We start from the raw sequence: 12,360 nt of genomic DNA on the forward strand, positions 1-12,360 counted from the left end.
GCCCGTCACACCTCCGCCGTCGCCTTGCCCGCAAGCCTCTTCAACCCCGCGATGCCCGCCGTGCGGGCTCGTTCGACCACCGGGCCGATCACCTCGGCCAGCTCGCGCACGTCCGCCGCCGTGGACGTGTGGCCCAGCGAGAACCGCAGCGAGCCGCGGGCCAGCACCGGATCCACGCCCATGGCCAGCAGCACGTGGCTGGGCTGCGCCACCCCCGCCGTGCAGGCCGAGCCGGTGGAGCACTCGACGCCCTTGGCGTCCAGCAGCATCAGCAGGCTGTCGCCCTCGCAGCCGGGGAACGTCAGGTGCGCGTTGCCGGGCAGCCGGTGCACCGGGTCGCCGTTCACCCCGACGTCCGGCACCACGCGTCGCACCGACGCCACCAGCTCGTCGCGCAGCGCCGCGACCTCGACGGCGGACGCGGCCTGGTGCGACACCGCGTGCCGGACCGCGACGGCGAGGGCGACGATCGACGGCACGTCCAGCGTGCCGGACCGCACTTCCCGCTCCTGCCCGCCGCCGTGCAGCACCGGTGTCGTCGCCACGTCACGACCCAGCAGCAGCACGCCGACGCCGTACGGCCCGCCCAGCTTGTGCCCGGTGAGCGTCAGCGCGGACGCGCCCGAGGCGGTGAAGTCGACCGGCACCGCGCCGACGGCCTGCACCGCGTCGGTGTGGAACGGCACCCCTCGCTCGGCGGCCAGCCCGGCCAGCTCGCGCACCGGGTTGATCGTGCCGACCTCGTTGTTCGCCCACATGGTGGTGACCAGGGCGACGTCGTCGTCCAGCGCGTCGCGCAGCGCCTCGGGCCGGATCCGGCCGAGCCCGTCGGGCTCCAGCCAGGTGACCTCGGCGCCCTCGTGCTCGACCAGCCACTGCACGGCGTCCAGCACGGCGTGGTGCTCGACCGACGTCGCCACCACCCGGCGGCGGCGGGGCGTGCGGCGGGACCAGTAGACGCCCTTGACCGCGAGGTTGTCGCTCTCCGTGCCGCCGCTGGTGAAGATCACCTCGGAGGGCCGCGCGCCGAGGGCGTCCGCGATGTCCTCCCGCGCCTCCTCGACCGACCGCCGCGCCCGCCGGCCCGAGGTGTGCAACGACGAGGCGTTGCCCGTGGTGGACAACGCCCGAGTCATCGCCTCGATCGCCTCGGGGAGCATGGGGGTCGTGGCGGCGTGGTCGAAGTAGGCCATCAGCTTTCCAGGGTAGCCCTGCCCAGGCGTCCCGCGAGCACCGCACCGAGCACCGCGATGCCCGCCATCAGCAGGTCGAACGGCACCACGGCGGCCGTCGGCGCGGCGGCGGAGGCGAAGGTGGTGACGAGCACACCCCCGAGTCCGACCAGCAGCGCCGAGCCGAGCATGTCGCTGATCTGCAGGGCCGAGGAGTTGAACCCCCGGTCGACCTCGGACGACGCGCCCAGCGTGAGCACGCTCAAGCTCGACATGGCCAACCCCATCCCCGCTCCGGCAACCGCCCACAGCACCGGGGTGGCCCACGCCGGACCCCACGACGGTGCGATGAGCGTCACTCCGGAAATACCCACCGCGTTGAGCACGAATCCCCAACGCACCAGCTTCTCGCGCGGGATGTCCGGACGGCGGGACTGCCACCAGGCGGCGCTGGACCAGCCCAGCGCGCTCAGCGTGAGCGGGATGCCGGCGGCGATGGCCGAGTAGCCGTGCACGGCGGTCAGCGTCAGCGGGATGAACGCCTCGGCGGCGAAGAACGAGCCCGCCAGCAGCGCGCGGGCCAGGATCGTCACCGGCAGGCCGCGACGGGCGGTGAGCGTGCCCTTGGGCAGCAGCACGCGCAGCGCGGGCGCCAGCGCGACCAGCCCGGCCAGGCCGATGACCAGGTTGACGCCGGTGGGGTGCTGGGCGGCCCAGCTCAGCGCCGCGACGCCGAAGCCGGCGCCGAGCGCGGCCAGGGGCAGCCCGCGCCGGGTGTTCCGATCAGGGGTGTGCGGCGGCAGGTTCCGCAGCACGGGCACCACCAGCAGCACGCCGACCAGCACGAACGGGGCCAGCCCCAGGAACACCCACCGCCAGCTCAGCGTCTCGGTCAGCCACCCGGACAGCGCCGGCCCGACCAGTGACGGCACCACCCACGCCGACGCGAGCAGCCCGAACACCGCGGGCCGGTCCCGTTCCGGGTAGACCAGGCCGATCAGGACGTAGACCGCGACGACCTGCGCGCCGCCGCCGATGCCCTGGAGCACGCGGCCGAGGAGCAGCAGCGGCATGTCCTGGGCGAGGCCGGCGACGACCAGGCCGACCAGGAACAGCGCGGGGCCGATCAGCAGCGACGGCCGCGGTCCGCGCAGGTCGCTGAGCCGTCCGGACAGGACGGTGGCCACCACGCTCGCGGCGAGGAACGCCAGGAACGGCCACGCGTACAGGTCGTTGCCGCCGAGGTCGGCGACCATGCGCGGCATGGCCGTGCTGACGCCCATGTTCTCGAACGCGAGCAGCGTGACGAGCAGGATGATCCCGACCGTCGGGCCCCGCCGTTCGGGTGTCCAGAGGTTGCTCTTGGCGGGGGTGTCGGTCGTCGTCGTCACGGCTCAATGGTTCAACCTCCACCCGGGTGGAGGTCAAGGCAATATGACGCAGTCCGCCCCGGACACCTGCACGGACGGTGTGGTGCGAACGACCGGCGTGGCGGTGGGCGCGACGCGCAGCCGGCGGGTCGAGTCCGGCTACCAGTACCACGTGACCACGAACGGCGGCTGGGGCACCGTGACCATCTACAACATCTCCGGCCGGGTCCACTCCGTGTCGGTCAAGGCCTGCTGAGCGGGGCTCAGGCGACCCGGGTGGCGTGCCGGCGCGGCGAGGGCACCTCGACCGACCCGTACGCCACCCGTTCGGCTTCCTGCTGCACGAGCGCCGCCAGTTCCCGCCGCGTCGCCGCGCGGCCCGGCGCGACCTCGTCCAGCACGTGCACCTCCACCACCAGCCCGCGCGAGCGCAGCACCCGCCGCATCGAGCCGATCAGCGTGTCGGAGCCCACGAACGCGGGCCGGGTGGACGTCGCCGAACCCTGCGAGTACCGCAGCACCACCGGCCGCACGGGCACACCGGCGTCCAGCGCGGCCTGGAACAACGCCGGCCGGTAGCGCCCGGACGCCACGCCGCACCACGTCGTCCCCTCCGCGTGGATGCCGACCGCCGCGCCGTCCCGCAGCGCCGCCGCCAGCTCGGCCACCGTCCCCGGCAGCAGCGACAGCCGCTCCCGGTCCAGGTACACCGTGCGGGCCGCGGTGATCAGCCGGCCGAGCACCGGCCAGTCCCGGATGTCCCGCTTGGCCACCAGCCGGATGGGCTGCACCGCGTCGATCGCCAGCTCGTCCAACCAGGACACGTGGTTGGACACCACCAGCACGCCGCGTCCCGGGTTGTCCTGGAACACCGGCCCGACCACCCGCAGCCGCACGCCGAACGCGCCGAGCAGGGCCCGGAACCAGCGCCGCAGCAGCGCCGACCGCGCCTGGCCCCGCACGCACAGGACGCCGAGCACCACGAGCAGCCCGGACAGCAGCACCACCGACGCCGCCACCACCCGCCACGCCGTCCGGACCCGGCCGACGGAGGCCGTCGAGTGGTCCACGCACCCGTCGCCGCACGGCGACACGGGCATCCACGCGTGCTTGCTCATGCCGTCTCCCCGAGGAAGAACTTCAGGTAGCGCCGGTCCACCCGGTCCATCCCGAGCAGCACGGGCAGGTCGGCCACGCCGAAGTCGACGTCCAGCGCGGGCCGCCCGGCGACCCACGCCCCCAGCCGCAGGTAGCCCTTCAGCAACGGCGGCAGCACGGTCTTCGCCGGCCGCGCCACCGAGTCGACGTCCCACGGCGTCAGCGGCTCCACCCGGTACTCCTCGGGCGCGTGGTGCTTGGCCCGGACGACGTCCCAGACACCCGCCGCGAACGAACCGCCGTCGTGCAGCGGCACGGAGGCGCAGCCGATCAGCCACGAGTGGCCGGACAGCAGCATGTACCGGGCGATGCCGGCCCACACCAGCGACACCACGGCGCCGTTGCGGTGGTCGGGGTGCACGCACGACCGCCCGGTCTCCACCAACGACGGCCGCAGCGGGTCGAGCGCGGACAGGTCGAACTCGCCGTCGGAGTACAGCCCGCCCGCCTCGGCCGCGCGTTCCGGCGGCAGCATCCGGTAGGTGCCGACGATGTCGCCGGTCCGGTCGTCGCGGACCACGAGGTGGTCGCAGAACGGGTCGAAGTGGTCGACGTCGTGCCCCGGCACGGAGCTGTGCAGCACGGCGCCCATCTCGGCGGCGAACACCTGGTGCCGCAGCCGCTGCGCGGCCACGACCTCGTCGCTGTCGCGCGCGACCAGCAGGGAGTAGCGCGGCGCGTCGGAAGCGGCGTCACCGGTGCTGACAAGCAGTTGCGGCTGCGTCATGGGTCTGGTCTACCGACCGGTTGGCGACCGGGAGCAGGTCGTTCCGATGACGCCTCAGTGGCAGGTCGGTTAAGGCGCGGTGAGGCCCCGAGCGGCACGAGGGCCGTCCCGCTGGTCGCGGGACGGCCCTCGTGGGCGAAGCGGCAGGTCAGCCCTTGCGCTTGCCGACCTCGTCGGTCAGCTGCGGCGCGACCGCGAACAGGTCGCCGACCACACCGAAGTCGGCGATCTCGAAGATCGGCGCCTCCGGGTCCTTGTTGACCGCGACGATGGTCTTGGACGTCTGCATGCCCGCCCGGTGCTGGATCGCGCCGGAGATGCCCAGCGCGATGTACAGCTGCGGCGAGACCGTCTTGCCGGTCTGGCCGACCTGGAACTGGTGCGGGTAGTAGCCGGAGTCCACCGCGGCCCGGGACGCGCCCACCGCCGCGCCGAGGCTGTCGGCCAGCTTCTCCACGACGTCGAAGCTCTCCGCGCTGCCCACGCCACGACCACCGGACACGACGACCGACGCCTCGGTCAGCTCGGGCCGGTCGCCGCCGGAGACCGCCTCGCGGCCGGTCACCCTCGTGACCAGCGCCGGGTTCGCGGCAGGCGCCTCGACGGCCTGCTCGACCGCGTCCGCGGGCGACTCGGACGCCTCGACACCGCCGGGGCGGACCGCGATGACCGGCACGCCCTTGCTGACCTTCGACTTCACCACGTACGCGCCGCCGAAGATCGACTGCGTGGCGACGCCGTCGCCGTCGAGGTCGACGGCGTCGTAGAGCAGACCGGAGTCGAGGCGCACGGCGAGCCGGCCCGCGACCTCCTTGCCCTCCAACGTCGCCGACACCAGCACGGCGGCGGGCGACGCGGTGGCCGCGATCGCGGCGAGCGCGTCGACCTTCGGCGTGACCAGGTGGTTCACCGCGTCGTCCGATTCCACCGCGTACACCTTCACCGCGCCGTAACGGCCCAGCGACTCCCTCACCTTGCCCGCGGTGCCGGGCGATCCGACCACCACCGCGGCCGGCTCGCCGAGACGGCGCGCGGCGGATAGAAGCTCATAGGTGACCTTCTTGACCTCGCCGTCGACGTGGTCGACGAGGACGAGTACCTCTGACATTGGATTCCTCGCCTTCAGATGAGCTTCTGGTCGACCAGGTACGCGGCGATCTTCGAACCGCCGTCACCCGAGTCCTCGACACGCTGACCGGCGCCGCGCGGCGGCTTCGGCGCCGACTCCAGCACCTGCGACCAGGCCGCGCCGAGGCCGACCTCGCCCGCGTCCAGCCCCAGGTCCGCGACCGTGAGCTTGCTGACCGGCTTCTTCTTCGCCGCCATGATGCCCTTGAACGACGGGTACCGCGGCTCGTTGATCTTCTCGTTCACGCTGACCACGGCGGGCAGGCTCGCTTCGAGGTGCGCGACGCCCTCGTCGGTCTCCCGCTCGGCCTTGACCGTGCCGCCTTCGACGGTGAGCTTGCGCACCTGCGTCACCTGCGGCACACCCAGCAGCTCCGCCAGCATCGCGGGCACCGCGCCCGCGCGACCGTCGGTGGCCTCGTTGCCGGCGATGACCAGGTCGAAGCCCTCGATCGTGCCGATGGCCTTGGCCAGCACCTTGGCGGTGGTGAGGGCGTCGGAACCGTGCAGGGCCTCGTCGGAGACGTGCACGGCCTTGTCCGCACCCATGGAGAGCGCCTTGCGGATCGCGTCGGTCGCGCGGTCGGGACCCATCGCGACGACGGTCACCTCGCCGCCGTGCGCCTCCTGGAGCAGCAGCGCCTCTTCCACGGCGCGCTCGTTGATCTCGTCGAGCACGGCGTCCGCGGACTCGCGGTCGAGGGTGTGGTCGGCGTCGGAGAGCTTGCGCTCGGACCAGGTGTCGGGCACCTGCTTGACCAGGACGACAATGTTCATGGGTCCTCTTCGACCTCCTGCGGACGGGCGGCGACGTGGGTGGGCGACGGTAGTTGCCTGCGGTCGCCGGATTGTTCGTGACCCTGCCATGTCATCGCCGCATTGGCATGGTGGTGTCGGCCACCTGGATGTTACCCACCGGTAGCAGACGTGCAAACGACTGCAAGCACCTACTACGGGTGATGATGCTCACTGGCGCGTTTCCGGCCATTCGGACAATGTCGTCTCTCCGCACGACGGCGTTACAGGCCATCACCCCGCTGGGCTAGGTTCGAGCGCATGTCGTCCCGGCGAGTAGCGATTGTCACCGACTCCACCGCCTGCCTGCCGCCGCGGTTGACCGAGAAGCTCGGCGTGACCGTCGCGCAGATCCAGGTGCGCATCGGGGACTGGGTGGAGGACGAGGCGCGCGTGCCCGTGCCGAAGCTGGTGGACGCCCTGCGCGGGCAGCTCGACGTGACCACCGCGCCACCGGACCCCGGCGCGTTCTTCTGGTCCTACTCCGACGCGGCGGCGGCCGGCGCCGAGGCGATCGTGTCGCTGCACGTGTCGACCGGCTTGTCGCGGACCGTGGACGCGGCCCGGCAGGCAGCCGCGCAGGTGCCCGTGCCGGTGCACGTGGTGGACACGCAGACGTGCGGCATGAGCCTGGGGTACGCGGTGGTCGCCGCCGCCACCGCGGCCGACGCCGGCGGTGACGCGGACCACGTGCTGTCCGCCGCGCGGCACAGCGTCCAGCGCAGCACCGAGCTGATCTACGTGGACACGGTGGAGTACCTGCGGCGCGGTGGGCGGATCGGCCGGGCCGCCGCCCTGCTCGGCTCCGCACTGTCGATGAAGCCGCTGCTGACCGTGACCGACGGGCACATCACGCCGCTGGACAAGGTGCTCGGCGCGGAGCGGGCCATCCGCAAGCTGGTCGACATCGCGGCCGAGCGGGCGGGCGGGGACGCGGTCGACATCGCGGTCGAGCACTTCGACGCCGCCGACCGCGCCGGCACCGTGCTCGAACAACTGCGCGCGAAGCTGCCGAACGTGCGGCGGTTCCTGGTGACCCAGGTCAGCTCGGCGATCGGCGCGCACGTCGGGCCGGGCGCGGTGGGCGTGACCGTTTCGCCGGTTTAGTCGGGTTGGGAACTCCTCGCGGGGTTTGAGCGTTGAGCGGACAGGGAAGGAGGTGGACATGGCATCTCTGTTCAGCAAACTCGCCGCGTTCGCCCGCAGTCCGCAGGGTCGCCGGGTCACCGAGCAGGTCAAGCACGTGGCACGCGACCCCCGAAACAAGGCCAAGGCCGAACAACTGCTGCGCAAGTTCCGCAAGCGCTGACCACGCGACGTTCAGCGGCCCGCTACCGGTTGGACTCCCGGCGGGCCGCTTCGAACGCGCGGGCCACGACGGGCTCGGGCTGAGCCATCACCTGGAGAACCCTGGGCTCGGCGCTCGGCTCGGCCGGCTTGCTCGGCTCGACAACCGGAGCGGCGGTCTCGGCCGCTGATCCGGCGGACCCGGCCGTCTCGACGGGCACGACCGTTCCGACGGGCACGGCCGACTCGACGCGCGCGACCATCCCGGCGGGCGCGACCGTTTCGACGCGCACGACCGGGTCTGCGGGCGCGACCGGCTCGACCGGCTCACCGTGCGCAACCGGCTCGGCGGGCACCGATGACAGCTCGACCGACCCGGCGACCGCGGTGGCGGGCTCGACCGGGTCTGCCCGCACCGGTGGTCCGGGCTCGGCCCGGACCACGTGCATCCGCCGCACTTCGTCCTGCCGCACGGGTTTTCCGCTGTCCGGCACCGGGTCCGGGACGACCACCAGGTTGGGACGCGGAGCCGGGCGAGGAGCCGAGCGCAGGCGTTCCGGCGCGGGCAGCGCGACCGGGAAACCCATCACCGGGTTGCGGTGGATCGGCCTCGTCGCGTAGTCCCCCGGCGGGAACTGCGGTTCGGACACCGGGGCCGGCGGGGCCGGGGCCAGGGCCGGTTGCGGCGTCGGTTCGGGCGGTTGCTCCCGGCGCAGCATGACCGCGGTCAGCACGCAGCCAGCCGCGAACGACAAGGCGCACAACCCGAACACGACCGCCACCCCGGTCATCACACGTCCTCACTCGGCCGACGGGCCGTCGGCGCCACCGCCATCAAGCACCGACCCGGCGGCCGTCGCTGCCCGCCTGCTCGCCCTTCGACTGCGCGACGCGGACCTTCCCGGCGCCGATCTTCCCGCCGCTCACCGAACCCGCACCCACCGAACCGGCGCCCACCGAACCGGCGCTGATCGTCCCGGCGCCGAGGGGCTCCGCACCCGCCTGCCCGGCGATCACCTGCCCGACCGTCGTCTGCTCCGGGATCAGGCTCGGCACGCGGTCGGCCGCCTCGTCCAGCGCGACGCGCGCCGACGCCAGCTGCACGGCCACCATGTGGCGCAGCTCGCGCAGGTCGTCCGACTGCCGCTGGATCTCGTCGATCCGCCGGTGCGCCTCGCGGGCCGCGAGCTTGATCAGGAACGCGGCCCGCGCCTTCGCCAGCTCCTCCTGCTCGGCGAAGTGCTGCTCGGCCTCGTTGCGCCGCCGGTTCATGGTCAGCTCGAAGAAGTTCTGCGCCTTGGCGCGCTTGGCGTCGGAGTCGGCCTCCAGCCGCGAGCACCGCTCGGCGGCCTCCCGCAGCAGCTGGTCCGCGTCCCGCTCCGCCTCGGCCATCGCGGCGGCGCACTCGGCCTCCACCTGCTCGACGCGAGCCCGGAGGTGCGCCTCGACCTCGGCCTGGCGACGTTCCAGGTCGACCTCGCGCTGGTCCAACGCGGCGGCGCGCCGGTTCGCCGCCTCACGCTGGTCGCGCGCGTGCCCGTCGGCCTCCGCCCGTTGCGCGGCGAGCTCCTCCTCGACCTGACGCCGCCGGTCGGCCAACTCCGCCTCGGTGCGCTCGCGCAACGCGGTGACGTCGTGGTCGGCGCGCAGCCGCAGGTCGTTCGCCTCGTCCTCGGCGAGCGTCAGCATCCGGTGCAGGCGCTCGGACGCGCCGGCGGTCGTGCTGGGCGACATCTCCAGGCGTTCGATGCGCGCCCGCGCCGCGTCCAGGTCGCCCCTGGTCATCTCGAGCAGCTTGCGCAGATCCGCCGCCTGCGCCAAGGCCTCGGTCCGGTCGAGGGCCGTGTACTTGAGCTGCTCGTCCAGGTTCTCCAGGTGCTCGATCACCTGTCGCCGGTGGAAACCCCGGTAGACCACGTCGAAACCCGCGTGCAGCGGAACGATGTCCGGCTCTTTCGCACCCATGGCGGCCCCGCTCGTTCGAAGATTGGCCGAGGGTGCCGAGCGTAAGGCACCCGACCGGCCCATGACCACCCACGACTACCCTGGTAAGACGTGGCCGAAGCGCCGCGCTTGCAGGCGAAACACCATCAGGGAAGATCGTCGCGAATTTGGTGTAGGTCACCCGATGGAGTTATTCCGGCGGAATCAACCGGTGTATTGACACTGCCCACAGCGATAAATACCCACTATCGAGTGTCGAAAAATTCACGCGAAACAGTGACGCTCTAACGGACAGGCCCTGGCTACCCGCGAGTAACGAACAACTAGGCTGGCCGGGTGACCGTCGAGCCGCTGCCCCTCACCGGTGAGCGCACCGCGCCCGGGATCGTCGAGGAGAACTACTGGTTCCGGCGCCACGAGGCGGCGTACCTGGACCTGGTCCGATACTGCGTCGGCGCGGTCGTGCTGGAGGCCGGCTGCGGCGAGGGCTACGGCGCCGCGCTGATCGCCGGGCACGCCGCGCGGGTCGTCGCGCTCGACTACGACGAGCCGACGGCGGCGCACGCGCACCGGGCGTACCCGGAGCTGGCGGTGCTGCGCGGGAACCTGGCGGCGCTGCCGTTGCGCGACGGCAGCGTGGACGTGGTGGCGAACCTCCAGGTCATCGAGCACCTGTGGGACCAGGAGGGCTTCCTCGCCGAGTGCGCCCGGGTGCTGCGGCCCGGCGGCAGGCTGCTGGTCACCACGCCGAACCGGATCACCTTCTCCCCCGGCCGCGACACACCGCTCAACCCGTTCCACACCCGTGAGCTGGCGCCCGACGAGCTGCGCGGGCTGCTGGTCGGCGCGGGGCTGCGGGTCGAGCTGCTGGCCGGGCTGCGGCACGGTCCGGCGTTGCGCGAGCTGGACGGGCGGTTCGGCGGTTCGATCATCGACGCGCAGGTGGCCGTGGTGGTGGACGGCGGCGGCGCGTGGCCCGACGACCTGCGTGCCGCCGTGGCGTCGGTGCGCGCCGAGGACTTCGAGATCACGACCGACGACCTCGACGCGAGCCTGGACCTGGTCGCCGTGGCGGTGCGCCCGTGACGCACGAGGGGACGTTCTGCCTGGTCCTGCACAGCCACCTGCCGTGGCTGGCGCACCACGGCGCCTGGCCGGTCGGCGAGGAGTGGCTGTACCAGGCGTGGGCGCACTCGTACCTGCCGGTGGTGGACCTGCTGGAGCGGTTCGCCGCCGAGGGTCGCGAGGACGTGCTGACGCTGGGCGTCACGCCGGTCCTGGCCGCGCAGCTCGACGATCCGTACAGCCTGCGCGGCCTGCACGACTGGCTGGGGAACTGGCAGCTGCGCGCGCACAGCGCGTCGTCCCGGCTGCCCGACCTGGCGGCACGCGAGCACCGCGCGTCGGCGTGGGCGCTGGACCGCTTCGAAACGCGGTGGCGGCACGGTTTCTCGCCGGTCCTGCGGTCCCTTGTGGACGCACGGGCGGTCGAGCTGCTCGGCGGGCCGGCCGCGCACCCGTTCCAGCCGTTGCTCGACCCGCGGCTGCGCGCGTTCTCGTTGCGCACCGGGCTGGACGATACCGCTCACCGGATCGGGTCGGCCCCCGAGGGCATCTGGGCGCCGGAGTGCGCGTACGCGCCGGGCATGGAGCACGACTACGCGCGGGCGGGCGTGCGGCGGTTCCTGGTGGACGGGCCGTCGCTGCGCGGTGACACCGCCTCGGGCAGGCCGGTCGGCACGTCGGACGTGGTGGCCTTCGGCCGTGACCTGGAGGTGTCGTACCGGGTGTGGTCGCCCAAGGTCGGCTACCCCGGCGACCCGGCGTACCGCGACTTCCACACCTACGACCACCCCAGCGGGCTCAAGCCGGCGCGGGTGACGGGCAAGACCGTCGAGCCGGCCGACAAGCGGCCCTACGACCCGGACCTGGCGGCGCGGGCCGTCCAGCGGCACGCGGCGGACTTCGTGGACACGGTGGTGCGGCGGCTGCGTGCGCTGAAGGAGCAGCACGGCAAGCCGTCCCTGGTGGTCGCCGCGTACGACACCGAGCTGTACGGGCACTGGTGGCACGAGGGTCCGGCGTGGCTGGAAGCGGTGCTGCGGCAGCTGCCCGGGGCCGGGGTCCGGGTGACGACGTTGCGCGGCGCGGTCGAGGCCGGGCACGTCGGCGCGCCGGTCGACGTGCCGCCGTCGTCCTGGGGCGCGGGCAAGGACTGGCACGTGTGGAACGGGCCCCAGGTCGCCGACATCGTGCACGGCAACGCGGAGGTGCAGCGGGAGCTGCTCGCGCTCGACCTGTCCGGCGCGGTGCGCGACCCGGTCGCCGACCAGGCCGTGCGGGAGGCGCTGCTCGCGTTGTCCAGCGACTGGGCGTTCATGGTCACCAAGGACTCGGCGGCCGACTACGCCCGCTACCGGGCCAAGGTGCACGCGGACCGGTTCGCCGAGCTCGTCGCGCTGCGCCGGGCGGGACGCGGGCGTGACCGGGCGGTCGGACTGCGCCTGGTCGACGGTCCGTTCGGCCACCTCGACGCGCGGGGGCTGGCTAGATGACGGTCCCCGTGCCGCCGGCGCCGCCCTCTTGCCGGTGCGCGATGCCCGCCGAACCCGGGTTGTCGATCCGGGCCTGCACCACCGGGTCCGCCTTCGAGCGGCCCCTGGTGTCGGCCGGTCGGACCAGGCCGGCGCGCTTGGCGCGGGCCTTCCGGTCGACCGCGTACCCGATCGCCAGCACCGCGGCGCAGAACAGGACCGCCCAGACCCAAGGCTGCATGACC

14 protein-coding genes are annotated in these 12,360 nt (G+C 73.1%); 5 read left to right on the forward strand and 9 right to left on the reverse strand.

From position 1 onward, the window contains the following. Positions 1 to 5 precede the first annotated feature (5 nt). Positions 6 to 1,193: a cysteine desulfurase family protein gene (locus tag ACQPYE_RS34565; protein ID WP_498717290.1), complete on the reverse strand. Its 1,188-nt coding sequence runs from the start codon at positions 1,191 to 1,193 to the stop codon at positions 6 to 8. Continuing rightward, positions 1,193 to 2,563, reverse strand: coding sequence for an MFS transporter (locus ACQPYE_RS34570; protein ID WP_498717291.1), 1,371 nt, complete (start codon positions 2,561 to 2,563; stop codon positions 1,193 to 1,195). Before ACQPYE_RS34570 ends, ACQPYE_RS34565 begins: the two co-directional genes overlap by 1 nt. A 43-nt stretch (positions 2,564 to 2,606) precedes the next feature. On the opposite strand from ACQPYE_RS34570, the gene ACQPYE_RS34575 reads away from it, so the two are divergent. After that, a complete protein-coding gene (locus tag ACQPYE_RS34575; RefSeq protein WP_498717292.1) occupies positions 2,607 to 2,798 on the forward strand; it encodes a hypothetical protein in 192 nt (63 codons plus the stop codon). A 7-nt stretch (positions 2,799 to 2,805) separates the two neighbouring features. Here the strand turns inward: ACQPYE_RS34575 and ACQPYE_RS34580 are convergent, their stop codons facing one another. From ACQPYE_RS34580 to ACQPYE_RS34595, 4 genes are all read right to left on the reverse strand, one after another. Continuing rightward, the gene (locus ACQPYE_RS34580; protein WP_498717293.1) at positions 2,806 to 3,660 is read right to left on the reverse strand and encodes a lysophospholipid acyltransferase family protein; all 855 of its coding nucleotides are present in this window, start codon (positions 3,658 to 3,660) and stop codon (positions 2,806 to 2,808) included. Beyond that, positions 3,657 to 4,427 carry a GNAT family N-acetyltransferase gene (locus ACQPYE_RS34585; protein WP_498717294.1) on the reverse strand — a complete coding sequence of 257 codons (771 nt, stop codon included), beginning with the start codon at positions 4,425 to 4,427 and terminating at the stop codon, positions 3,657 to 3,659. Before ACQPYE_RS34585 ends, ACQPYE_RS34580 begins: the two co-directional genes overlap by 4 nt. Positions 4,428 to 4,575: 148 nt before the next feature. Continuing rightward, positions 4,576 to 5,535 (reverse strand): electron transfer flavoprotein subunit alpha/FixB family protein, encoded by a 960-nt coding sequence (locus ACQPYE_RS34590; RefSeq protein ID WP_498717295.1) that lies wholly within the window; start codon positions 5,533 to 5,535, stop codon positions 4,576 to 4,578. A gap of 14 nt (positions 5,536 to 5,549) precedes the next feature. After that, the gene (locus tag ACQPYE_RS34595; RefSeq protein WP_498717296.1) at positions 5,550 to 6,332 is read right to left on the reverse strand and encodes an electron transfer flavoprotein subunit beta/FixA family protein; all 783 of its coding nucleotides are present in this window, start codon (positions 6,330 to 6,332) and stop codon (positions 5,550 to 5,552) included. 279 nt (positions 6,333 to 6,611) lie between these two features. Here ACQPYE_RS34595 and ACQPYE_RS34600 point away from each other — a divergent pair, with 279 nt between their 5' ends. Together ACQPYE_RS34600 and ACQPYE_RS34605 are read left to right on the forward strand one after the other, a co-directional pair. Continuing rightward, the gene (locus tag ACQPYE_RS34600; RefSeq protein WP_498717298.1) at positions 6,612 to 7,457 is read left to right on the forward strand and encodes a DegV family protein; all 846 of its coding nucleotides are present in this window, start codon (positions 6,612 to 6,614) and stop codon (positions 7,455 to 7,457) included. A 58-nt stretch (positions 7,458 to 7,515) separates the two neighbouring features. Next, a complete protein-coding gene (locus tag ACQPYE_RS34605) occupies positions 7,516 to 7,659 on the forward strand; it encodes a hypothetical protein (RefSeq protein ID WP_170185233.1) in 144 nt (47 codons plus the stop codon). A 22-nt stretch (positions 7,660 to 7,681) separates the two neighbouring features. Here the strand turns inward: ACQPYE_RS34605 and ACQPYE_RS34610 are convergent, their stop codons facing one another. After that, a complete protein-coding gene (locus ACQPYE_RS34610; RefSeq protein WP_498717300.1) occupies positions 7,682 to 8,428 on the reverse strand; it encodes a hypothetical protein in 747 nt (248 codons plus the stop codon). A 43-nt stretch (positions 8,429 to 8,471) separates the two neighbouring features. Then, entirely contained in the window at positions 8,472 to 9,602 is a 1,131-nt protein-coding gene (locus tag ACQPYE_RS34615; protein WP_498717302.1) for a hypothetical protein, read from the reverse strand. A 315-nt stretch (positions 9,603 to 9,917) separates the two neighbouring features. Here ACQPYE_RS34615 and ACQPYE_RS34620 point away from each other — a divergent pair, with 315 nt between their 5' ends. Continuing rightward, positions 9,918 to 10,667, forward strand: coding sequence for a class I SAM-dependent methyltransferase (locus ACQPYE_RS34620; protein WP_498717303.1), 750 nt, complete (start codon positions 9,918 to 9,920; stop codon positions 10,665 to 10,667). Further along, positions 10,664 to 12,136, forward strand: coding sequence for a 1,4-alpha-glucan branching protein domain-containing protein (locus ACQPYE_RS34625; protein WP_498717304.1), 1,473 nt, complete (start codon positions 10,664 to 10,666; stop codon positions 12,134 to 12,136). Before ACQPYE_RS34620 ends, ACQPYE_RS34625 begins: the two co-directional genes overlap by 4 nt. On the opposite strand, the gene ACQPYE_RS34630 is transcribed toward ACQPYE_RS34625, so the two are convergent. Next, positions 12,129 to 12,356: a hypothetical protein gene (locus ACQPYE_RS34630; protein ID WP_498717305.1), complete on the reverse strand. Its 228-nt coding sequence runs from the start codon at positions 12,354 to 12,356 to the stop codon at positions 12,129 to 12,131. The genes ACQPYE_RS34625 and ACQPYE_RS34630 overlap by 8 nt on opposite strands. Positions 12,357 to 12,360: the final 4 nt, after the last annotated feature.

This window comes from Actinosynnema sp. CA-299493 (genome assembly GCF_050946825.1).
Taxonomy (GTDB): Bacteria; Actinomycetota; Actinomycetes; order Mycobacteriales; family Pseudonocardiaceae; genus Actinosynnema.

Bases quoted from the DNA above. Each gene is read 5' to 3' on its own strand.
- ACQPYE_RS34630 (WP_498717305.1), bottom strand. From the start codon at position 12,356: ATGCAGCCTTGGGTCTGGGCGGTCCTGTTCTGCGCCGCGGTGCTGGCG.
- ACQPYE_RS34600 (WP_498717298.1), top strand. From the start codon at position 6,612: ATGTCGTCCCGGCGAGTAGCGATTGTCACCGACTCCACCGCCTGCCTG.
- ACQPYE_RS34580 (WP_498717293.1), bottom strand. From the start codon at position 3,660: ATGAGCAAGCACGCGTGGATGCCCGTGTCGCCGTGCGGCGACGGGTGC.
- ACQPYE_RS34615 (WP_498717302.1), bottom strand. From the start codon at position 9,602: ATGGGTGCGAAAGAGCCGGACATCGTTCCGCTGCACGCGGGTTTCGAC.
- ACQPYE_RS34565 (WP_498717290.1), bottom strand. From the start codon at position 1,193: ATGGCCTACTTCGACCACGCCGCCACGACCCCCATGCTCCCCGAGGCG.
- ACQPYE_RS34575 (WP_498717292.1), top strand. From the start codon at position 2,607: ATGACGCAGTCCGCCCCGGACACCTGCACGGACGGTGTGGTGCGAACG.
- ACQPYE_RS34595 (WP_498717296.1), bottom strand. From the start codon at position 6,332: ATGAACATTGTCGTCCTGGTCAAGCAGGTGCCCGACACCTGGTCCGAG.
- ACQPYE_RS34605 (WP_170185233.1), top strand. From the start codon at position 7,516: ATGGCATCTCTGTTCAGCAAACTCGCCGCGTTCGCCCGCAGTCCGCAG.
- ACQPYE_RS34585 (WP_498717294.1), bottom strand. From the start codon at position 4,427: ATGACGCAGCCGCAACTGCTTGTCAGCACCGGTGACGCCGCTTCCGAC.
- ACQPYE_RS34610 (WP_498717300.1), bottom strand. From the start codon at position 8,428: ATGACCGGGGTGGCGGTCGTGTTCGGGTTGTGCGCCTTGTCGTTCGCG.
- ACQPYE_RS34590 (WP_498717295.1), bottom strand. From the start codon at position 5,535: ATGTCAGAGGTACTCGTCCTCGTCGACCACGTCGACGGCGAGGTCAAG.